This is a genomic window from Paenibacillus sp. FSL R7-0652 (assembly GCF_038595045.1).
Lineage (GTDB): Bacteria > Bacillota > Bacilli > Paenibacillales > Paenibacillaceae > Paenibacillus.
Window position 1 is genome coordinate 2,500,412 of sequence record NZ_CP152001.1, and the last position, 21,471, is coordinate 2,521,882.

19 protein-coding genes and 1 other annotated feature (1 of these 20 running past the window's edge) are annotated in these 21,471 nt (G+C 48.2%); of the genes, 13 read left to right on the forward strand and 6 right to left on the reverse strand.

Annotated features, from left to right (window positions below):
• Positions 1-84, forward strand: a binding site (T-box leader); it begins 205 nt to the left of the window's first position.
• A 74-nt stretch (positions 85-158) separates the two neighbouring features.
• From argS to MKY97_RS11470, 3 genes are all read left to right on the forward strand, one after another.
• A complete protein-coding gene (gene argS, locus MKY97_RS11460) occupies positions 159-1,937 on the forward strand; it encodes an arginine--tRNA ligase (RefSeq protein ID WP_342556303.1) in 1,779 nt (592 codons plus the stop codon).
• Between the two features lie 142 nt (positions 1,938-2,079).
• Positions 2,080-2,622 carry a hypothetical protein gene (locus tag MKY97_RS11465; protein ID WP_342555543.1) on the forward strand — a complete coding sequence of 181 codons (543 nt, stop codon included), beginning with the start codon at positions 2,080-2,082 and terminating at the stop codon, positions 2,620-2,622.
• Positions 2,622-3,254 carry a YdcF family protein gene (locus tag MKY97_RS11470; RefSeq protein ID WP_342555544.1) on the forward strand — a complete coding sequence of 211 codons (633 nt, stop codon included), beginning with the start codon at positions 2,622-2,624 and terminating at the stop codon, positions 3,252-3,254. Before MKY97_RS11465 ends, MKY97_RS11470 begins: the two co-directional genes overlap by 1 nt.
• A 161-nt stretch (positions 3,255-3,415) precedes the next feature.
• Here MKY97_RS11470 and MKY97_RS11475 read toward each other — a convergent pair whose 3' ends face one another.
• The gene (locus tag MKY97_RS11475; protein WP_342555545.1) at positions 3,416-5,509 is read right to left on the reverse strand and encodes an ABC transporter ATP-binding protein; all 2,094 of its coding nucleotides are present in this window, start codon (positions 5,507-5,509) and stop codon (positions 3,416-3,418) included.
• Between the two features lie 12 nt (positions 5,510-5,521).
• A complete protein-coding gene (locus tag MKY97_RS11480) occupies positions 5,522-7,267 on the reverse strand; it encodes an ABC transporter transmembrane domain-containing protein (protein ID WP_342555546.1) in 1,746 nt (581 codons plus the stop codon).
• Positions 7,268-7,752: 485 nt separating this feature from the next.
• Between MKY97_RS11480 and MKY97_RS11485 the strand changes: the two genes are divergently transcribed.
• Positions 7,753-8,052 carry a HesB/YadR/YfhF family protein gene (locus MKY97_RS11485; RefSeq protein WP_342555547.1) on the forward strand — a complete coding sequence of 100 codons (300 nt, stop codon included), beginning with the start codon at positions 7,753-7,755 and terminating at the stop codon, positions 8,050-8,052.
• Positions 8,053-8,156: 104 nt separating this feature from the next.
• Positions 8,157-8,612 carry an NUDIX domain-containing protein gene (locus MKY97_RS11490; protein WP_342555548.1) on the forward strand — a complete coding sequence of 152 codons (456 nt, stop codon included), beginning with the start codon at positions 8,157-8,159 and terminating at the stop codon, positions 8,610-8,612.
• Positions 8,613-8,709: 97 nt separating this feature from the next.
• Here the strand turns inward: MKY97_RS11490 and MKY97_RS11495 are convergent, their stop codons facing one another.
• The 3 genes from MKY97_RS11495 to MKY97_RS11505 form a co-directional block, all read right to left on the reverse strand.
• Complete coding sequence (locus tag MKY97_RS11495; RefSeq protein WP_342555549.1) at positions 8,710-9,222, reverse strand: ADP-heptose synthase; 513 nt, start codon at positions 9,220-9,222, stop codon at positions 8,710-8,712.
• Between the two features lie 183 nt (positions 9,223-9,405).
• Positions 9,406-9,849 carry a DUF441 domain-containing protein gene (locus MKY97_RS11500; RefSeq protein WP_342555550.1) on the reverse strand — a complete coding sequence of 148 codons (444 nt, stop codon included), beginning with the start codon at positions 9,847-9,849 and terminating at the stop codon, positions 9,406-9,408.
• A gap of 5 nt (positions 9,850-9,854) precedes the next feature.
• On the reverse strand, positions 9,855-10,874 hold the full coding sequence (locus tag MKY97_RS11505; RefSeq protein ID WP_342555551.1) for a YpdA family putative bacillithiol disulfide reductase: 1,020 nt from the start codon (positions 10,872-10,874) through the stop codon (positions 9,855-9,857).
• 180 nt (positions 10,875-11,054) lie between these two features.
• On the opposite strand from MKY97_RS11505, the gene MKY97_RS11510 reads away from it, so the two are divergent.
• The 6 genes from MKY97_RS11510 to MKY97_RS11535 all read left to right on the forward strand — a co-directional run bounded on the left by MKY97_RS11510 (position 11,055) and on the right by MKY97_RS11535 (position 16,240).
• The gene (locus MKY97_RS11510; protein WP_342555552.1) at positions 11,055-11,648 is read left to right on the forward strand and encodes a metalloregulator ArsR/SmtB family transcription factor; all 594 of its coding nucleotides are present in this window, start codon (positions 11,055-11,057) and stop codon (positions 11,646-11,648) included.
• A 514-nt stretch (positions 11,649-12,162) separates the two neighbouring features.
• Entirely contained in the window at positions 12,163-13,287 is a 1,125-nt protein-coding gene (gene rsgA, locus MKY97_RS11515; RefSeq protein ID WP_342555553.1) for a ribosome small subunit-dependent GTPase A, read from the forward strand.
• A 57-nt stretch (positions 13,288-13,344) separates the two neighbouring features.
• Positions 13,345-13,683, forward strand: a complete 339-nt coding sequence (locus MKY97_RS11520; protein ID WP_342555554.1) for a L,D-transpeptidase — start codon at positions 13,345-13,347, stop codon at positions 13,681-13,683.
• Between the two features lie 64 nt (positions 13,684-13,747).
• Positions 13,748-14,266, forward strand: a complete 519-nt coding sequence (locus tag MKY97_RS11525) for a GNAT family N-acetyltransferase (protein WP_342555555.1) — start codon at positions 13,748-13,750, stop codon at positions 14,264-14,266.
• 96 nt (positions 14,267-14,362) lie between these two features.
• Positions 14,363-15,844 carry an aldehyde dehydrogenase family protein gene (locus MKY97_RS11530; RefSeq protein WP_342555556.1) on the forward strand — a complete coding sequence of 494 codons (1,482 nt, stop codon included), beginning with the start codon at positions 14,363-14,365 and terminating at the stop codon, positions 15,842-15,844.
• 246 nt (positions 15,845-16,090) lie between these two features.
• Positions 16,091-16,240, forward strand: coding sequence for a hypothetical protein (locus MKY97_RS11535; RefSeq protein WP_342555557.1), 150 nt, complete (start codon positions 16,091-16,093; stop codon positions 16,238-16,240).
• Positions 16,241-16,426: 186 nt separating this feature from the next.
• On the opposite strand, the gene MKY97_RS11540 is transcribed toward MKY97_RS11535, so the two are convergent.
• Complete coding sequence (locus MKY97_RS11540) at positions 16,427-16,666, reverse strand: hypothetical protein (RefSeq protein WP_110892980.1); 240 nt, start codon at positions 16,664-16,666, stop codon at positions 16,427-16,429.
• Positions 16,667-17,086: 420 nt separating this feature from the next.
• Between MKY97_RS11540 and MKY97_RS11545 the strand changes: the two genes are divergently transcribed.
• Positions 17,087-17,407: a hypothetical protein gene (locus MKY97_RS11545; protein WP_111268942.1), complete on the forward strand. Its 321-nt coding sequence runs from the start codon at positions 17,087-17,089 to the stop codon at positions 17,405-17,407.
• 53 nt (positions 17,408-17,460) lie between these two features.
• Positions 17,461-21,465: a type VII secretion protein EssC gene (gene essC / locus MKY97_RS11550; protein ID WP_342555558.1), complete on the forward strand. Its 4,005-nt coding sequence runs from the start codon at positions 17,461-17,463 to the stop codon at positions 21,463-21,465.
• Positions 21,466-21,471 lie beyond the last annotated feature (6 nt).

Genomic DNA, 21,471 nt, shown 5'->3' on the forward strand with positions numbered 1-21,471 from the left:
TTTGACATGCATCTTAAGCATTTCATCTGACAATTCACTTAGAGTGGTACCGCGGGAACTGTAAACACAGCTCTCGTCTCTTGATTTTTAGAGACGAGAGCTTTTTTGCATTTTATTTTAACTATATACGATTCGGAGAAGGAGTGTTTCACGTGTTAATGAAGCAGGCTGCAGTTCAGATTGCCCCGCTCACAGGGCTCACAGAGGAAGAAGTATTAAAATTGTTGGAAATCCCGCCGCAGGAGCAGATGGGAGACGCAGCATTTCCTTGCTTTACACTGGCCAAGTCGCTCAAGAAGGCACCGGTTGTTATTGCTGGTGAGATTGCTGCTGCACTGCAGGCTGCCGGAACAGATGCCGCAGCTGCCGGACCGTATGTGAACATTCGTTTTGACAGGAAGGTGCTGGCACCTGAGCTGCTGCAGGAACTGGGCAGCGAAACATTTGGCAAACTGCAGCTGGGTCAAGGAGCGCGTGTACTAATCGACATGTCCTCGCCTAACATTGCGAAACCTTTCGGCATCGGGCATCTGCGTTCAACTGTAATTGGTGCAGCGCTGTATCGTCTCTATCAAGAAGCGGGTTACACCTCAATAAGTGTAAATCACTTGGGGGACTGGGGCACTCAGTTTGGCAAACAAATTACGGCTTATAAGCGGTGGGGGAATGAAGAAGCGCTGCAGGCTGACCCTATTCGCAATTCCCTGGAGCTGTACGTTCGTTTCCATGACGAGGCGGAGCAGGACCCGACACTGGAGACGGAGGCCCGGGAATGGTTCCGCAAACTGGAACAGGGAGATGATGAAGCTCAGCGGTTATGGGCATTCTTTGTAAAAGTAAGTATGCAGGAGTTCAACCGGATGTATGAACGATTAAATGTTGATTTTGACTATACACTGGGCGAAAGCTTCTATAATGACAAGATGGGTGCAGTCGTTGAAGAACTGCAGGATAAAGGGCTGCTGGAGGAGAGCGACGGTGCTCTCGTGGTAAGGTTGGATGAAGAAAATATGCCGCCATGTCTGATCATAAAAAAGGATGGAACAACCATATATCCAACCCGGGATTTGGCGACAGCCATCTATCGTCGGAACATTATGCAGGCAGATCGCTTGTTATACGTCGTTGGCGGCGAGCAAAAACTTCATTTCCGTCAGGTGTTTACGGTGCTGTCCAAGATGGGTTACGAATGGGCAGACAACTGTGAACATATTCCGTTCGGCTTGATGCGCTTTGAAGGGCGGAAGATGTCTACACGCCGGGGGAAGGTTGTCTTTTTGCAGGAAGTGCTGGATGAAGCCGTTGCGCGTGCCCAGCAGATCATTCAGGATAAAAATCCGAATCTGGAACAGTCTGAACAGGTAGCTGAAGCCGTTGGTGTGGGAGCGATTATTTTCGGTGACCTGCGCAGCAATCGCATGAATGATATCGATTTCTCGCTGGATGATGCGGTGAGTTTCGAAGGAGAGACGGGGCCTTATGTGCAGTATACCTATGCCCGGATTCAAAGTGTGCTTGCCAAAGCCGCGAATGTGTCGCGTGATGAACGGGAGAAGGTGACAGATCCGTTGAAAGGGTCTGCTGCGGAGAACATTGAGGTAAATGCAGAGCTTGAGGCTGAAGGATCACATTTGGATAGGCATCTTAGGGATCACCTTGCTGCGGATGCTGTGGGAGATACGTCGTGGGCGCTGCTGAAGCTGCTTGCTGAATACCCATCCTATCTGGAAAAAGCAGTGCTTCGCAGTGAACCTTCGGTCATTGCCAAATATACGATCGATGTCGCTCAAGCGTTTAACCGCTTCTATCATGCCGAGCGAATTGCAGACGCGCCTCCCGGCACGAAAGCTTTTCGGGTAAAACTGGCAGCGCGTACTGCCGAACGTCTGGCTTACAGCTTGTCTTTGCTTGGCGTGCAGGCTCCAGAGCGGATGTGACCTTGTTCAGATCCTGAAGAAAATCCATGGAATAACGAAGTTAGGCGCTGTCCTGTCCGGCAGCTTGAATGTTGTTTGCGGTTTGGTTACGATAGAGTCATATGAAACAGCCAAGACGCACGGATGAAAGGAGCGCTCGCATATGCAGAACACGGATTTCCAGGATGGTTTCATGCTGGACAGCGAACACTCCAAGGAACTGTTTGCCTACTACGGCTTGGCCGTATATTATGGACAGGCGCTGGAACAGCAGCTGGTTAATCTCATTTTGTTAACCAAGATGTCTCAGGGCAAAGTGGTATCCGAGGAAGAACTGGAGGAGCTGTACGAACGGAAAATGAGCAGTTCATTGGGACAGCTTATCCATGAGGCGCGCCACCATTTTACTTTTTCGGAAGAAGAAACGACCAGATTGAATGAATTATGGCAGCAGCGAAACCGAATCGTGCATCATTACTTCAAGGAACGCATTCATGAAACATTCAGTCCCGAGGGACGGACACGAATGATTAAGGAACTGGAAGATTTCAAGGAGCGTGCTCAGGAACTGGAGATTACACTCCAGCAATATACAAGCGCCTGGATTGCAGCACTGGGACTAAAGGATGAATCTGCCGCAGCATGGGCTGCTCTGGAACGGATGCATGCCGCTAGTTTTCAGGAACAGAGACTGGATGAGGAATAATGAGCAGCCGCCCTTTGATCAGACCTGATCTTAAACATCCAATGCAGCGAATCTTATATTGGGGAATAGGCGCTGTCCTGTTATCCATCATTTTCTGGGCAGGGTTTACAGCCGGAGGCATCCTTGCCTACATGAACGAAGGTTCACACCGCCCATCGGACGCAGCTGTTGTTCTGGGTGCGGCGGTACAAGGGGAGAATCCGTCACCGGTATTTCGTGAGCGAATTGAACAAGCTGTTCGGCTCTATAAGGACGGTATGGTGCGTCATCTGATCTTTACAGGAGGCTCCAGAGACAGCAGTACACCCACGGAAGCATGGGTAGGACGCCAGTATGCTGTCTCACATGGCGTGAGACCAGAGCACATTCTTATCGAAACGAAGTCAGTCATAACCCGGGAGAATCTGCTGTACTCGCTTGAAATAGGAAAGAAGGAAGGATATCGAACTTATACGATTGTCAGCGACCCGCTGCATATGAAGAGATCGATGAAAATGGCGAGCGAACTTGGCATGGATGCTGTTCCATCACCGACAGAAACGACAGCATACCGCAGCTGGCGCAGCAAGATCCCTTTTCTGGTCAGAGAGACGGTAATGTATATGGGATATACTCTGAAAGGCTGGAATTAATAAGGAAGAGATACCCTTCATAATCTGTCTCTAGGATCATAAAAAAACGCTCTGACAGCAGCCGGAAGGCTGCTGCACAGAGCGTTTTTTTTGGGTTTTGAAGACTCCTGTCAGTGCACAGCATAGCAGTACAGGAGCAGGCCAGAGAGGTGCGAGTTCTCTTACACATTCCCTCCTGCGAGCGATGCCGAAGCTGTACTGAAAGAATCCGCCTCACGAGCAGACTTATCGGTGATGACTTCGCCCTGAGCACCCTGCTGCAGCTGATACATCTGATAGTAACGACCTTTCAGCTCCATCAGTTCGTCATGCGCACCCTGCTCCACGATTCTTCCGCGGTGCAGAACGAGAATCTGATCAGCGGAGCGAATGGTTGAAAGGCGGTGGGCAATGATGAAGGTGGTACGTCCTTTTTTCAGGACCTCCAGAGCATTCTGAATCAGTGCTTCCGTCTCTGTATCAATATTGGCGGTCGCTTCGTCCAGAATGAGAATCGCCGGATCAAACGCGAGTGCCCTGGCAAACGAAATCAGCTGGCGCTGTCCCGCAGACAGCGTGCTGCCTTTCTCTACGACAGGCTCGTCAAAGCCCTGGGGCAGATGCGCCAAAATACGTTCTGCACCCACATCACGCAGCGCCTGCTCAATACGTGCCCGGGAAATTTTTTCATCACCCAGACTGACATTGGAAGCAATCGTGCCTGTGAAAAGATAAGGGTCCTGCAGTACGATCCCCATATGCTCCCGAATCCACTGTTTGGGTATCTCTTTGACATTCTGTCCGTCGATTGTAATTTTACCTTTTTGCGGATCATAGAACCGGAAAAGCAGGTTAATGATGGAGCTTTTGCCTGAACCGGTGTGACCCACTAGAGCCACCGTCTGACCCTGTGATGCTTTGAACGAGATATTGTTCAGCACGTAATCTTTTTTATAAGCAAAGGATACATCGTCAAAGACAACATTGCCTTTGTATCTTGGCATGGAACCGTCCGTAACCGGTTCTCCTTTTTCATCCATAAGTTCAAATACACGCCCGGCGGAAACCAGAGAGGAATCCAGATTCGCAAGCTGATTCACCATACCGATGATTGGCTGGAACAAGCGACCGAGAACATCGACAAAGGCATACAGCACACCAAGTGAAATAATGCTCGTGCCGGTGATTGCGCCTGCCCCGAAGTACCACAGAACCACGGCAAAGGCGATATTCCGCAGCACATTCACCAGGTTATGAGAGGTAAATGCGTTCAGGTTCAGCATTTTGTTCTGATGTTTCATATAGTCTTCGTTCAATTCTTCGAACTCCTGCCGGGTCTGTTTCTGGCGGCGGAATACACGAATGATGGACATTCCTTGGATGGATTCGTTAATAATCGCATTGATCTCACTCAGCCGTGAGCGGATGATGGTGTTGTAACGGGTAGCAAATTTTCGATACAATACGATCCACGCAATAAGCATCGGTACAACGAACAGGGAGATCAGACCCAGACGTACATCGAGCAGGAAGAGCGCAATATACACTCCCGTTATTGTAATGATACCTGAGAAAAAGTTGGACAGCACGGCTACAAAAAGATCTTTAACGGCCTCGGTATCATTGGTGACCCGGGAGACGACCTTACCTGCGGGCAGATTATCAAAAAAGTGCACCGGCAGCCGCTGAATGTGCGCATATACATCATTGCGAAGCCGCTGAATGACCTTGTTGGCAGAGGACTGCAGCCAGAAGGTTTTACCGAACTCCATAATAACGGAGATGACAAGGAAGATCAGATAATACACAATTAATTGATAGATGCTCGGCATCTCGGGTTTGTAAAAGGCAAAAAGTTCGCCTGCAGACAGCGGCACTGCCGCGTACTGTCCTGTGACTTCACCCGCACGAGTCACGGTCAAGGTTCCGTTCGAGTAGGAACGGTCGCCGTCCGGGGCACTGACCGGCTCGTTTACAAAATAAAAGCTTTTGCCGGCCTGCAGCACTCGAACCTCGGCGCCTTTGGGTTCGTCTGGTGCGAGTAACCCTTCACGCTTATAATTTTTTCCTTGATAGACTGCGGCTTCCTTCGAAGCAGCAGTCTCGTAAAATGGCTGCTCAATGGCGAGCAGATGGTTATCAATCATAGATTTGGCGATAAAGGGTCCGGCAAGTTCAGCCGCGACACCAATCGTCAGCATGATTAAGGCAGCAATAAAGGTGCCTTTGGCTTTCAAGGCATACTGCAGCAGCCTTTTACCTGTATTCGACTTCAATTCGTTGACCTCCTACGTGGACAGATTGGACTCCACCTGCTGCCGTTCATATTGTTCACGGTACCAGCCATTCTTGGCGAGCAGTTCCTGGTGAGTGCCTTCTTCCGTAATTTTACCGTGCTCCAGCACGATGATCCGATCTGCGTGTTCAATGGCGGACAGGCGATGAGTCGAGATCAGCGTTGTTTTGCCCGCACGTTTGCTGCGTATATTTTCAATAATTTTGGCTTCTGTCCGTGCATCGACCGCGGACAAGGCATCGTCGAGAATGAGAATGTCGGGATCAGCGATAAAGGCCCGGGCCAGAGAAACCCGCTGTTTCTGTCCGCCGGACAGCGCAATACCTTTTTCACCCACAAGTGTATCCAGACCGTCAGACAGTGTCCCCAGATCCCCGTCGAATGCAGCAGTACGAATGGCTTCCATAATGACATCATCCGATGCACCAGGCTTACCAAACTGAATGTTCTGACGAACGGATTTGGAGAATAACACCTGCTCCTGCGGCACATATCCAATCCAGCTGTGCAGGTCATCCTTGGCAATATCCTCGATTGAATGCCCCGAAATGCTTAGTGTACCCGATCCCGCAGGGTATTCGTGAAGCAGCTGCTTAAGCAGTGTGGATTTCCCACTTCCCGTACGTCCTACAACCCCAAGCGTCTGCCCACGCTGCAGGGTAATGTTGATATGACTGAGGTTATCTACCGTGGAGGTTGGATAACGGAAGGTGAGATCTTTCATTACAATTTTATCCGGCTGTGAAATATGAACAGGATGTTCTTTGTCCTGCACGGCCGGTTCAACCGATAACGTTTCGTTGACACGGTCGAGGGAAGCGCTGCCGCGCTGCATCAGATTAATTAATTCACCAATGGCAAACATCGGCCAGATCATCATCCCCAGATACATGTTGAACGATACGAGGTCGCCCAGGGTGATTTCATTATGGAATACAAGATAAATGCCGTAGGCCAGGGCAATAACGTAACTGAGTCCTACAAACAGCCGAATCGTGGGTTCAAACAGGGCATCCATCCGGGCAACCGCGAGATTTTTGCGATATACGTCTTCCGTTACATCGGCAAAACGTTTCTCATCCAGACGTTCCTGAACGTACGCGCGTACAACACGGATGCCCGCAATCGACTCCAGCACCTGGTCGTTCATGTCGCCGAAGGCATCCTGTGCTAAAGTGTATCGCTGATGCACGGCTTTACCATAGATCATCATGGCGATCGCGATAAAAGGCAGGGGCAGGACTGCAGCCAGTGTCAGCTTCCAGCTTACCAGGAAACCCATGGCAAACAGTACGGTTAAGAGAAATGCAGTAGAATCGGTCAAGGTGAGCATACCAAAGCCTGCGGTTGTTGCTATGGAACGAAGATCATTGGTTGCCCGGGCCATGAGGTCACCGGTTCTGTTTTTCTCGAAAAAGGGCGGTGTCATCCGCAGCAGGTGGTCCATGAAGCGGGAGCGCAGCAGCCGTTCTACGAGATTGGCTCCGCCAAACAATTTGTGCATCCATATGTACGTAATCAGATAGATGATAATGACTGTTCCGAGAATCAGTAAAATGTAAAACGTTAATGAGGTGCCGGTAATGGAGCCGCGCACGATTTCGTCGATGGCGTTCCCCAATAGGCGAGGAGGCAGCAGTTCAGCAATGCCTACAAGGATGAGCAAAATGACACCAACCAGGTATCTTTTGCGTTCCAGCCTGAAGAACCAGGCTAGGTTTTTAAGTACAGAGAACACGTGTTATCCCTTCCTTTCGATGTTCAAGAAATGCAGATTTTCGCTCAGTTTGGCTGTTATTGCTCACAAAAAAAGACACACCGCACGCAGGCGGTATGTCTTATATCTTCATACGGCAGCATGACTCTGAGAGCAGAGCCACCGCCGTACATAAGGTGTTGTAAGCGAACTTGGCAGGGGTCTGTTAAAAAAGAGACACCTCAAGTGCTGTCTTATGAACGGAAAAATGATTTCGGGGATACTCCGGTATTTAATTGTGCGTGAATATGAACCAACTTATGTCTGTTAAACACCGTAATCACCCTTTCTTGTTAATGGAAATAAATGCAATGTAGACCTCGTATGTTTGCATCTTACCACCCGATTTTGTAATCTGTCAAACATTTTTCACAAGATCATATGATCTTCTAGGATTAACAGGGTTTGTATTCAGGCCCCTGGAGCGATATGATGTAACATATATATACAAAAGGAGCTGACAACAGATGAGTACCATACATGTAACCGATCAAGCTGCTCGCTGGTACAAAGAAGAATTAAACCTGAATGAAGGGGACAGCATCCGCTTTTTTGCCCGCTACAGCTCTGGCGGAGGTCTTCATCCTGGTTTTTCATTAGGTATTGCGGTGGAAAAACCGAGACATCCTGCCGATCAAACAGAAGTGTCCGGCATTCAGTTTTTTATGGAAGATCACGATTACTGGTATCTGAAAGGACATCAACTTCATGTCGATGTTGTAGATGAAGGCCGGGATATTGAATACCGATACACAGAAGTACAGTAAATACTAACCGAATATCCATTCATCAATGTAAGGATGAAACACAGCCAAGTCCAGAACTGCGAATGGAAGGGACACCGTCTTTGTTAAAGAAGGAGGGATGAGGAGTGGATCTGCCGGCGAGAGATATAGGCCAATATATTGCCAAACGTGCACATATTGTGGTCAAAGCGGCCGTAATGGCTGCGAACGAACAGGGTAAGCTGCTGCTCATCCAGCATGCCGAACAGGGACACTGGCGATTGCCGTTCGGAGAGATGCGTCCTGGGGAGACTATTGAAGGGGCTGCGCATCGAGAACTATGGGAAGAGACCGGATGGACTGCAGCATCGATGAGCTTCGAGGCGCTGTATTCTGGACCAGAGCTTAGACATGTGCACGGAAACGGGGATGAAGAATATTATGTTATTGCTTTGTTCAAGGCAGAAATTATTCAGGATTCCCTTATAGAAGCACGGGTAAACAGCGATGCCGGTTTAAACTTTTTCGATCCGGATACGCTTCCTCCGATGAATAGGATCAGCCAGACATTGCTGGCACAATCCGGTTTGAAGTCATGCTGACACAGAAGGAAACAAGTGCCTCGCATGAATGCGCAAAAGACCTCGACCACCGCTGCCAAGCGAAGGTTGAGGTCTTTTGCGCATGGGTTTCTCCAAGTTACACCTGATCCAGCGGCTCATCGTCCATTGCAAAATCAAAATCATCAATATCAAACACCTGCACAGGTGATGCTGCCTCGATGATTCGGGCAATCAGCTCCACTTGATCCGTAAGGATAGGAATGCCAAGTCGCTGGGATGTTAAAATCAGCTCTGTCTCAATCGGATCGAAATACTCCCCATACTGGGCTGTATCCATTGCGTTGACAATTGTAATCGATACTTGATCTCCAAACAGAATGGAGGGACTTTTTGTCCATGGGACGGAAAGGGCACGCTCGATTTTTTTCTTGTTCAACGGTTCCTCGAAATACGAGATCAATTCATTAATTTTGGATTTAACGTGCTGGTCATCTGCCGGGTTATCCATCATAGGATCAGCGCTGCTCTGAAATTCATATAGTTCAAGGATGGTGGTATAAGGCACGATATATTCCACAGGCGCCGGCGGCGCAAGCAATTGACCGTAGATGGCCACCATCACGGCTTCGGTTACAAAGGGACGTGACATGGTTCCTGAATCCTCCTGAGGACGATAAACGTCGTGAAGTGCTTGATGAGTTCATCTGACAATGAGAGAAAGATGCTCATTCTCTGGTGCCGATGCATGTATCTGTTTGCATGAATAGAAGTATAGCACACAACGGTGGGAAATACAGCCGGTTTGCAAAAGCTTACATGCTGACAGAACAGTTCAGGATTTGCCTAGCAGCAGAGACAGGATACCTGCAGCAATCAGCGGTCCGACAGGGACCCCTTTAAACAAAGCGACACCAAGAACCGTCCCGATCAACAGTCCTGCCACAACCGTTGGTTGAGTGCTCATAAGTGAAGCTCCGCGCCCCCCCAGATAAGCGACAAGCAGACCAACGCCGATGGCGAGCAGTGACTTCCAGTGCAGAAACGACTCACCGATCGTTTGCAGGCTCATTTTGCCGCTGGCGAGAGGAGCCATAACCCCGATCGTCAGTATAATGATGCCAACGGTAAGTCCGTATTTTTCAAGCCAGGGAAAGGCTTGGGTTACGTTCAGTACACGAAGCAGCAGCAGAAATACCATCGCAACCGTTACAGGAGTGTTGCTGCTGATGATGCCGAGCGCTGCAAACACAAGCAGCAGGAGGGATGTCATGTCCATGGACTTCATTGCTCCTCAGACTGAGCGCGTTTTTTGCCGTTATGGTATGGTGCTTTGCTGATAATGTGTTCAGCAATGTATCGTCCATGCCACCGGCCTGATTCGATAAACACTTCATTTGCATTCCGCCCGGAAGCGATAACACCGCCCACGTATATACCAGGTATGCTGCTTTCCATCGTCTGTGGATTGTATAACGGCTTATCCATATCCTCCGACATCTCAGCCCCGATGGAAGTCAGCAGCTGACGGTCTGGTCTGAATCCGGTCATGGCAAGCACGAAGTCATTTTCCAATACGCTCTCTGAACCATCGGTATGAACAATGCGGATCGAATCATCCAGAATTTCATTCACACGTGAGCCGAGGTGCAGCGTAATGTGATTTTTCTGCACCATACTTTCGAATAACGGACGAACCCAGGGTTTAATATGCTCTGACAGACCGGTACCACGGTAAACCATATCGATATGAGCTCCAACCCGGAGAAGCTCCAGGGCGGCATCGACTGCCGAATTGCTCCCTCCAATGATGGCTACGCGAGTGCGGGTGTAAGGATGTGCCTCACGGAAGTAATGAGTTACCTTATCTTTGTCTTCACCAGGAATTCCAAGGTAATTCGGATGATCGAAGTAGCCGGTAGCGACGATGACATGACGGCCTTGATGACGAACAGCTTCTCCGCGCCGATTAACCGTATGTACCTCGAATGTGCCGTCTTCCTTACGCTGGATTTCACGGGCTTCCTCATAATTATGAACACGCAGGCCGAAGTGTTCGGCTACTTTGCGATAATAGGCAAGTGCTTCGTAACGAAACGGCTTGTCATTCGGGGTACTGAACGGCACATTTCCGATTTCAAGCAGCTCAGCCGTACTGAAAAACTGCATATGAGTCGGATAGAGATAGATGGATTGTACGATATTGTGTTTCTCAATAATGACAGCGGACAATCCCACCCGCTCACATTCAATAGCCGCGGACAGGCCGCATGGGCCTCCGCCAATAATAATGACATCTTCCATGTTCTTAATCCTCCTTCATTTCAGGCAATATAATCCTACCGTAAATAACACTTCAATGCCAGTTCTGACATAACGTCAATGTGATAAAAGTTCAAACATTAAATATCAATTGACTTCACAACGAAGAAAGATTACTATCAAATTAGATGATCATCTAATTTATTGTGAGGTGTAAAAGTGATGCAGCTGGAGAAAATCGTGGCCTATCACAAAGCTTTGGCTGACCCCACCCGGCTTCGTATGCTGCTGCTGCTGTCTGAAGGGGAGCTGCACGGCCAAGCGCTGGCGGAGCGTCTGAACCTGTCGCAGCCTACAGTGACACATCATGCTGCCAAGCTGAGAGAAGCTGCGTTAATTCAGGAACGGCGAGAAAAAAATACAGTTTATTTTACCCTGAACCCTTATTTTATCCGTGAACACGCTCAAGCTTCGGTTGATTTTATTTTTAACAGAAAGGAGCAGTCCGATATGACAGATATTAACGAGAGCCTTAAAGCGTCCATTATGCGAAACTTTTTCTCCAAAGATGGCCGGCTTCGTCAGATTCCTGCGCAGTATAAGAAAAAGCTGGTCGTGCTTGAATATTTGGTGGAGCAGTTGGAGTTCGGACGCAAGTACAGCGAGAAAGAAATCAATACGTTTATTCAGAATTATCACGAAGATTTCGCTACCCTTCGCAGGGAGTTTATTATGCATCAGTTCATGTACCGTGAAGACGGGGAATATGAGTTGAACCCACGCGAGATGTGGACCAGATGGGATCAAGTGAAATAAAGGGAATGACAGCAGTAAATTAAAAAAATCGCTTGACAACTGTGCAGCAGACTGTGTAACATGATGGCATATTCTACAAGGGAGGCGATGTTAATGACAAATCTAACGGCAGTATACGTGGACTTGAATAGGAACAGCGTCTCCGGAACGGATCAAGGATGATCATTCTTGCTGTAGTTGGATAGAGATATCCAATCATGGTGAGTGGTGACTATACCTTCAGACAAAGTCACGGGTGACGCACCCGCGGCTTTTTTTTGTTGTGCCGATCGGGAGATTCAGGGCTTGGACAACGGACAGGAGTATAAAAACCGTTATGCCGTGTACTGCTGAATCTTCTTTTCATTCGGATAACTCTATATTGCCGCGGGCCTGTATATGCTCGCGGCTTTTTTTGTTCAGGTCTGTAATCGGAGATGCAGCATGAAATGCAGGATGGAAATGTAAAGCGTGAAACGAGATGTTTAGACGTAACATTTAATTTTGGGAATTGGACAAATGCAAACAAACCAATTTGGGAGGAATTTTTATTTTAAATCAGCATATTGAAAAGGTTGGAATTGAAAGTTACGGATGGTCTGCGGCATGGGAGAAGTGTTGGGCGGAGGGTGAATTTGAAGCGGGAACGAGACAGCCTGCCCGAATTATTGCAGATCATGGGCATATGCAGCGTCTAATTACTGCCCATGGAGAATGTTGGGGCAAAGTGTCAGGAAAACTTCGTCATCATAGTTTGGAGACAGGTGCTGCACCAGCCGTTGGCGATTGGGTGGCGGTGACGCGCGAGCAGGGTGATGAAGCGATTATCCATCAGCTGCTGCCTCGCCAGAGCCGTGTGTCGAGACAGGCAGCTGGTCCAGTAACGAAGGAGCAGCTCATTGCTGCTAATGTAGACACTCTTCTGATCGTTGCAGCGCTTAATCATGATTTTAACCTTAGAAGGCTTGAAAGATATGTGTTGATGGCCTGGAATGGGGGAGTAAGACCGGTTATTGTTCTAAGTAAAAGCGATCTGTGTGAAGACGTACAGGAAAAAGTCAGTAAGGTTGAAGGGATTGCTCCAGGAGTTGAAGTGCTGGCGATCTCTGCGATAGAGGGACAAGGGAAGGACATGCTGGAAACTTATTTGAAACCAGGAGTAACCGTGGCGCTCACAGGTTCTTCCGGGAGCGGCAAATCCACACTGGTCAACTGGATGATGGGTAAAGAAGTACAGATCACACAATCGGTTCGCGAGGGGGACAGCCGCGGCAGACATACAACGACACACCGGGAGATGTTTGTGCTGCCGCAAGGGGCTGTATTGATTGATACGCCGGGGATGCGCGAACTGCATCTTTGGGACGAAGGGGAAGACGGACTTTCCCAAGCTTTTGGTGAAATAGAAGAGCTGGCCGGTACGTGCAGATTTATGGACTGCAGCCATACGAGGGAAGAAGGCTGTGCGGTTAAAGCGGCTGTTGAAAACGGTAAGCTGGACGAGAAAAGGCTGAGCAATTTCCTCAAAATGCAGAAGGAACTGCAGTATCAGCGGCGCAAGGAAGAATCGGCCTTGAGAAAACGAACAGCTTCAAGCAAACCGGTCAAAACACGCAAGGCCAAGCATGTCCATCGGGTCAAAGATTGGGAACAGGACTGATATAAAGCGGGCCATCCGTGTTTGTCTTGCATACGATAAGGCAGGAGGGATGTCTTGATGCCAAATTACAGAATCATCGTAGACTTGTCCGACCACATGCTGTACCTGCTGGATGGAGATCAAGTCGTGAAGGGCTATCCGGTAGCCATAGGTAAAATGCTTACCAGTACTCCAAGTGGAGAGTTTACCATTGTAAATAAACAAGAGAATCCTGGAGGACCCTTCGGTGTGCTCTGGATGGGCCTTTCTAAGCCGCATTATGGTATTCATGGGACGAATGATCCTTCGTCGATTGGTAAGTCCGTATCCCATGGCTGCATTCGGATGTACAATTCAGACGTGCTTGATTTGTCCTCCAAGGTATCCGTGGGAACCCGAGTTACAATCCGGCCATAGGCCGGATTGTGCTTCTTTATATGTAAGGAGATTTCATCCTAACTGAGAAAAGGAGTAGAGTCTTATGCGAATTAGACTGGCGCGTGAAGAAGATGCAGAAGGTATCGCTTATGTACATACAGAGAGCTGGAAGACAACATATCGAGGAATTGTGCCAGATCATGTTTTGCATCATTTGACTACAGAATCCAGATTACCTCAGTGGGAGCAGCAGTTACGTTCTAGCGAAGAAGATCAGATTTTGATCGTCGCTGAGAACGAGGAGGGGGAAATTGTCGGTTTTGCCTGCGGAGGTAAGGAACGAGAAGGAAAACTGCCCTATGATGGCGAACTGTACGCCATTTATCTGCTGCAGTTTTATCAGCAGTCCGGAATAGGCAGCGAGCTTGTCAAGCGTGTGGTTCAACACCTCCGGAAATGCCAGATGCGCAGTATGCTCATTTGGGCGTTGGAGCGAAATCCGGCGTGCCGTTTTTATGAAAAAATGGGTGGCAGCCCTGTTCATACACAGTGGATTCGTATTGGGAATGAGGAACTGGAAGAGATTGCTTATGGCTGGTCTGATCTTGCTGCGTATGGGTAGGTTGTTCTGTTCGTTTGCCTAACTTCGAACAAGGTTAATGAATGAGACATCGTTTTTTTATGTGCATTCTAATCTGAAGAATCGGAGGCGTGCGTAATGACTTTAGTGGACAACCAGCATAAAAGGGCAGTATGGACTAAACAATATATTTCAGGCAAATGGGTAGACGGTTCAGGTGAGAAAATGATAGAGAACATCAATCCGTATACGGGTGAAGTTATCGCAACTTGGCGTTCTTCCAGTCATGAAGATATAGATCAAGCTTATGAGTCTGCAAAAAAGAGTGCAGTGGAATGGAAAGCATCGCTGCCTTCCATTAAAGAAGCTGTGCTCCGTAAAGTATCCTCCCTAATGGATGAACGAAAAGAAGAGATTATCCAGCTTCTCATTACGGAATCGGGCAGTACACGAATCAAAGCTGAAGCAGAATTTGCTGCAGCCCAACGGATTGTGGACGAATCGGCTTCGTTTCCTTACCGAATGAAAGGGGAACTGCTTCCGTCCAACACACCCGGCAAAGAAAATCGGGTAGTCCGTGAACCTAAAGGTGTGATCGGTGTCATTGGACCATGGAATTTTCCGCTGCATCTATGTCTGCGTTCCGCCGCACCCGCGATTGCTCTCGGCAACGGTGTGGTGATCAAACCAGCTTCAGATACTCCAATCACAGCAGGCTGGCTGATTGCGGATTTGTTTGAACAAGCGGGTCTGCCAGAGGGTGTATTGAATGTAGTCGCCGGAAGTGGCAGCGAGATCGGGGATTATTTTGTCACACATCCTATTCCCAAGGTGATTTCATTTACGGGTTCTACAGAAGTGGGTAAGGGCATTGGTAAACTCGCCGGTGAACATCTCAAAGAAACTGCACTGGAACTCGGTGGCAACAATGCGATGATCGTTCTGGGCGATGCGGATATCGAGCATGCGGCACAGGCTGCCGTTTTCGGAAAGTTCCTGCATCAGGGTCAGATCTGCATGGCACTGAACCGTATTATTGTGCACGAAGATATTTACGACCAATTTGTTCAATCCTTTGTGAGCAAAACGAAAAACATACAAGCAGGTGATCCGGCTGAAGAGAAAACCTTAGTGGGACCGCTGATCCGCAAGAAGGAAGTTGAGCGGCTGCTTGAATTGGTGAAACAAGCCAAAGATGAAGGTGCACGATTAATGCTTGGCGGAACACATCAGGAAAGTGTGCTCATGCTAACGGTGCTTGCAGACGTAAAGCCTGAACAGGATATTGTGCAGCAGGAATTGTTTGGCCCAGTGGCAATTATTATGAAAGCCAGTGATGAGCAGCACGCCGTACAATTGGCTAACGGCACACCTTATGGGCTCAGTGGTTCTGTATTTACAGGCAATCTGGAGCGGGGATACCAGGTGGCACAGCAGATTGAATCCGGTATGGTGCATGTGAACGATCAATCGGTGAATGATGAAGCTCATGTTATGTTTGGTGGGGAGAAATCGTCTGGCATCGGCCGGTTTGGAGGAGACTGGGCGATTGACAAATTCACACGTACCCGCTGGATCAGTCTGCAGCATCGATTCAGGGAGTATCCGGGCGTGAAATAAGTCGGAAAGACGTGTATCCTGTCATGCAGTGAGGTGTTTATCCGAGCAGGTTCGTGATAAAACGGCAAAAGATGCAAAAGCCTGTCTTAACACTGTTGAGACGGGCTTTTGCATCTTTTCACTGGTATTTTAAGTTACCTGCTGAATACAGTAAAAAAAGCTGTTTGGGCAGGTCCGGTTCTGGTTATTTATGGATACACGGAAGGAAGTGCTCCGTAAATATTATGGCAAAGGGGCTTGGAACTCATGTCCATTGACCGTTTTATTCTAAGGAAATTAAATACCTGTCAGGAAGAACATACACGAGCTAATCTGGTCCGATTATTTGTCATTCGGATCCGGAAAGCAGAGATTGCGGAAGAACATGATGTGTCCTATGTGCTGGAGAAGCTGTAGTAATGTAAAGAAGTGTATGCGTGTGCTGTGAATAGGGCTGGGCCGCATGACAAGTGGTGCTCACTGCAAAGCTGTTGACTTCCCGTGTGGAACCAGGCGCTGGATCACGTCAAAAAAGGAAGCTTGTCCCTGAAGGGAAGCTTCCTTTTTTATGTCCCATATAAGCAAAGGAGAATGAACTCTTCTTTAGTATAAAGATAGAGCAAGAGAGTCATTCTCACTGCGGCTGTGAAGAATAGCTTCGCCGCCAACAATTTCAATACTAATCAAAGAGTGCAGACATTTTTGCAGAGCACGTTTACCGTTGCTGATCTTATGCTCAAGGGCACTGCTAAGCAGTCTTAATGTTTTTTGCACAGGTTGTTTGTTTTCTTGATTAAAATATACAGGGATTGATTTGTTTTGAAATGTTATTAGAGTTCTCACTTGAAATCACCTCACGAGAGTTATTTCATACAGGTAATAATAAATACCAATGCTTAAAATTACCTTAAAATCAGCTTATGAAAACATAAAGGTGGATAAAGTTTGAAAAGTGTTCACAATTCAATTGCGTCCAAAGCAATCGAGGTCCCATATTTCTTGTTTTATTTTTCTAAAAAATGGGAAAAGGAGTGTGATTTTCGCATCGTTGCAAAATTTAAATGGAACAATGACACAAAAGTTCTGAGTCGAATGGACGATATTTTAATATATACGTGGGTCATATGTAACAAAATTACAGCGGGTACGTTGCCAACAAGGGTTTTATATAAGAAAATAGGGGGGAATACCGTTTCACCCGCCTTTTTTTGATTTAATCTGACATTAGGACAATTTACATATGAGACCTTGGGAGGGATTCACATGATATTAACCGTGTATTCCGGCCGTGAGGAAGGCGAATGGTTCGACATCGATGTTCCGGATGAATGTACCATTGAACACCTGAAGACACTGCTCGGTGTACGAATATTCGGGCAGGCGCCAGGAGACGGCATACAGTATATACTGGAGGCCAAATTTCCGGAGGGACTGTGGTTTACCCCGCAAAACACGCAGCAGTTAATGGAAACAGGCCTTCGTCAGGGAAGCTGTGTACGTGTGCAGCGTGCATTTTCAACAACATCTGAAGAAGCGCCGATCTATGGAAGACGATCCTTATTTCAGCAGGAGAGCAACGAATAGCGCTTTGAGGCGTATCATTCATTAATCGAACGACTAAAGGAGGTCTTTTCTTCGTGAATGTGTTATATCAGCGTTCTCCAAGAATGACACCGGTTCTGAAGGAAGAGAGCCTCGAAATTCTCAGGCCGCCTTCTGAACCGAACAAACCTACATTTTCTATGATTTCAATCGTTGTCCCCGTTATGATGACGATGGTCAGCATCGGTTTTTACGTATATATCAACATGACCGGCAAAATGAACAACAGCAGTTATATGATGTTTCAGATGATGACGGTCATGATGATGCTTACCTCGTATACGATTCCGTTCTTTGTATACCTCAGCAACAAAAAAACCTATCGCAAAAAGATTGAAGAACGTAAAGCGATGTATCTAGCGCAGCTGGATAAACATCGTGAAGAGCTGAAGGAAGCGCAGGCCGAGCAGGTGAAAAGCTTGTATGAGATTCATGGTGAGCCATCGGTATGCCTGCAGATTGTGAAAAATCGAAACAGTTCCCTCTGGGAGCGATCCCCGGAAGATGACGATTTTCTGCAGGTGCGCATCGGGACAGGAGAGGTTCCGTTTCGGATCAAACTTCAGGTTCCGCGCATCGATGGTTATGAAAAAGATGAATTAATTGAGGCAGCTCATGGACTCGCCGCTGAGTTTCAGACCGTGCCGGATGCCTCAATAACCCTGCCTTTATTTGAATCCAAGGTGATGGGGCTTGTCGGTGATCGGGAAGAAGTGATGGCGTCACTTCGGGTTATCGTCTCACAGCTTGCGGTTAGGCACTCTCCGGATGAGTTGAAACTGGCTGCATTTTATGAAGAGAGAGATAACAAGGAGTGGGAGTGGCTCCGCTGGCTGCCTCACATCTGGGATGAGGATCAGGGACAGCGATTCATGGCTGACAGGCACAGCAGTGCGCATCAATTGGCGGACAGCTTGTTTTCCGTGTTGAACCGACGCCGCAACAATAAGGAAGATCGCTACAAAAAAGCGGTACAAACCCCTTGTTATGTTGTGATTCTGTCGGATACGCAGCTGATTGAAGAAGAACCGTTACTTCCACTGCTGCTGGAAGCCGCACAAGAAATTGATGTATGCACGATTGTGCTGGCTAATCGTAAACAATCACTGCCTATGCATTGTCAGTTAATTATGGAGGCCTCCAAGGGTAAAGGGGTGTACTTCAAAAAAACGGAAGATGCGGATGTTATCCAGCAGGCATATAAACCGGATGTCATTTCCAAAGAGACAGCGGAAGCTTTGTCCCGCTACATGTCACCGATTCGTCTAAAGCGTTCATCTGCATCGGAAATTCCGCAAGTACTCCCGTTATTTGATATGCTCAGCACTTCACGTGTGGAAGATCTGGATGTGGTCTCCCGCTGGGGGCAGACCAGATACCCGGATACACTTCCGGTACCTATGGGTGTAAGAGCGGGCGGTAAAAAAATTGCGATAAATCTGCACGACAAAATCGAACGACAGGGCCATGGTCCGCATGGCTTGATTGCAGGTACAACCGGTTCAGGTAAAAGTGAGGTTATTCAGTCGATCGTTGCTTCACTGGCGGCCGAGTTCCATCCACATGATCTGGCCTTCATGCTGATCGATTACAAGGGCGGCGGCATGTCGAATACCTTTGTTGATCTTCCGCATGTTGTAGGTACCATTACGAATCTCGATGGCAACCTGATTGAACGGGCGAATATTTCGCTTCGGGCTGAACTGGTCAGAAGACAGAAAATTTTGAATGATGCAGGGAATCTGCAGCATATCGATGAGTATTATAAAATTCTGCGTTCGAGACATGAGCAGCCGCTGCCGCATCTCGTTATTATCATCGATGAGTTTGCTCAACTGAAACGGGACCAGCCGGAATTCATGGACGAACTCATCAGTATAGCAGCGATTGGTCGTACGCTGGGAGTTCACCTTATCCTGGCAACCCAAAAGCCTGCCGGCGTTGTGGATGATAAAATATGGAGTAACTCGCGTTTCCGAATCTGTCTTCGTGTACAGAGCGAGGGAGACAGCAGAGATATGATTAAAATTCCGAATGCAGCCTGGATTACCAAGCCTGGGCGAGGTTATTTTCAGGTCGGCAGCGACGAAGTGTTTGAAGAAATGCAGTTTGCCTGGAGCGGTGCACCTTATAACCAGCAGGAGGATACCACGACGGTGCTGCCTGTGATGGAGGTTCGCCTGAACGGCAAGCGTGAGCCGCTGCTGACAGGAGAACGAAGAGCTGTTCTCAAAGGAGAGGACGTACCGAAGCAGCTGCAGGTGTTTATTGATTATGTGGCAAAGGCTGCTGCAGAAGCAGGAATCGAGCGTTTACCCGGCCCTTGGCTGCCTCCACTGCCAGAAACGCTTGAACTGGAAAGTCTTCAGGACTGGAAGCAGGAAGGGAAAAAAGAGAACCTGATTGATGGCGGCGCTGCCGGACTCAAACCTCTGGTAGGTATGCTGGATGATCTGCCAAATCAGCGTCAGCTGCCGTTGGCACTGCCTATGGATCAAGGGCATCTCGTAGTATATGGTATGCCTGGGCTTGGTAAAACAACCTTTGTTCAGACGCTCTTGATGTCACTTGCATGTAGTGAGCGCACGGAGCCATGGAACGGATACATTATTGATATGGGCCGAATGATGAAAGATTTTGCAGGACTGCCGCAAATCGGCGGTGTGATGATGGCTGAGGAGGAAGACCGGGTCAAACGGTTGTTCCGCTATATTCTCAAAATTTCAGCGCAGCGCAAAGATTTGATATCGGAGGCAGGGGTTAAAACGATCTCGGCATATCGCCGGACTGCTCATGCCGCTGTTCCACAGATTATTGTCATTATTGACGGTTATTTATCATTTCGTAATGCTTATCCTGATGAGAATGAATCGCTGGAGACTATTTTGCGTGAAGGCGGAAGTTTAGGTATTACCTTTGTGCTCACCGCCAACCGCGTAACGGATGTATTTGAGAAATTCAGAAGCAACATTCCGAATGCAGTCTCATTTGAACTGTCTGACCCGAGTGATTATTATTATGCTGTAGGCCGCCCTTCCAAGTCTCCAAGCCAGCTTCCGCCTGGCAGAGGTTTGGTGAAAGGCCAGGTGCCTCCGCTGATGTTCCAGGCTGCGCTGCCGTCCTCCGGAGCGGATGAAGGAGAACGCTCTTCCGCACTTCGGCGGACTATTGCAGCCATTCGTCAAGAATGGACTGGCGAGGAAGCACCGCAGATTGCACCACTTCCGGAAGAAATCAGCCTTAAAGATCTGCTTGTTCGAACAGGTTCCTTTGGTAAAGCATGGGAAACATCGACGGTCAGCGTGCCTGTGGGGCTGCTTACCGATGATCTGGAACCGTTTGAGCTTAATCTGCGCGAAGGACCGCATTTTATGGTGACAAGTCCAATGGAAGGTGGAAAAACGACCTTCCTGCAAACCTGGATGCTTTCTCTGGCTTATCATGCTTCGCCAGAAGATGTGCAAATATACACGGTAGATATGAGATACGGCTCAGGCGGTTTGGGTGAAATCAGCAGTTTGCCCCATGTCCGCGGACATGTATCCCGTGAAGATCAGCTTGCGTCTGTCGTTCAGGAGTTGTACGATGAAGTTCTGAAACGTGCCGAGATTACGGGAGGACCGGAAATCGTGCTTGCCATTGATGATGCGGACACGCTGTCCAAGCAGCTTACTGATTTTAATGTGAAAGACCAACTTGGTGTTATTGTTCGCCAGGGGAGAGACCGGGGGATTCATGTTATTATCTCCGGTGTGCCTGCAGACTTTCCAACGTTTGGTTCCGATTGGGTAAGTGACGTGAAAGCTTCCCAGAGCGGATTGCTGCTCGGGACTTTGGACCCTAACGATCTCTCGTTCTTCCGTATACCTTATTCGGAATCTGGAGGCACCGCAGGTGGGCTTAAGGTACTGCCACCGGGTCAGGGTTATTATATAAAACGCAAATATTCCAGGGTTAAAGGTGCAGTTCCATGCGATAGCACCTGGAAAATGAATAATTGGATTTCAGAAATTCGTGACCGATGGCATGTTGTAGTTTGAGGGGAG

Coding starts and splice junctions, on each gene's coding strand:
- MKY97_RS11520 (WP_342555554.1), top strand. CDS start 13,345: ATGCCAAATTACAGAATCATCGTAGACTTGTCCGACCACATGCTGTAC.
- MKY97_RS11530 (WP_342555556.1), top strand. CDS start 14,363: ATGACTTTAGTGGACAACCAGCATAAAAGGGCAGTATGGACTAAACAA.
- MKY97_RS11470 (WP_342555544.1), top strand. CDS start 2,622: ATGAGCAGCCGCCCTTTGATCAGACCTGATCTTAAACATCCAATGCAG.
- MKY97_RS11545 (WP_111268942.1), top strand. CDS start 17,087: ATGATATTAACCGTGTATTCCGGCCGTGAGGAAGGCGAATGGTTCGAC.
- MKY97_RS11510 (WP_342555552.1), top strand. CDS start 11,055: ATGCAGCTGGAGAAAATCGTGGCCTATCACAAAGCTTTGGCTGACCCC.
- MKY97_RS11505 (WP_342555551.1), bottom strand. CDS start 10,874: ATGGAAGATGTCATTATTATTGGCGGAGGCCCATGCGGCCTGTCCGCG.
- MKY97_RS11535 (WP_342555557.1), top strand. CDS start 16,091: ATGTCCATTGACCGTTTTATTCTAAGGAAATTAAATACCTGTCAGGAA.
- MKY97_RS11485 (WP_342555547.1), top strand. CDS start 7,753: ATGAGTACCATACATGTAACCGATCAAGCTGCTCGCTGGTACAAAGAA.
- MKY97_RS11525 (WP_342555555.1), top strand. CDS start 13,748: ATGCGAATTAGACTGGCGCGTGAAGAAGATGCAGAAGGTATCGCTTAT.
- MKY97_RS11500 (WP_342555550.1), bottom strand. CDS start 9,849: ATGGACATGACATCCCTCCTGCTGCTTGTGTTTGCAGCGCTCGGCATC.
- argS (WP_342556303.1), top strand. CDS start 159: ATGAAGCAGGCTGCAGTTCAGATTGCCCCGCTCACAGGGCTCACAGAG.
- MKY97_RS11465 (WP_342555543.1), top strand. CDS start 2,080: ATGCAGAACACGGATTTCCAGGATGGTTTCATGCTGGACAGCGAACAC.
- MKY97_RS11495 (WP_342555549.1), bottom strand. CDS start 9,222: ATGTCACGTCCCTTTGTAACCGAAGCCGTGATGGTGGCCATCTACGGT.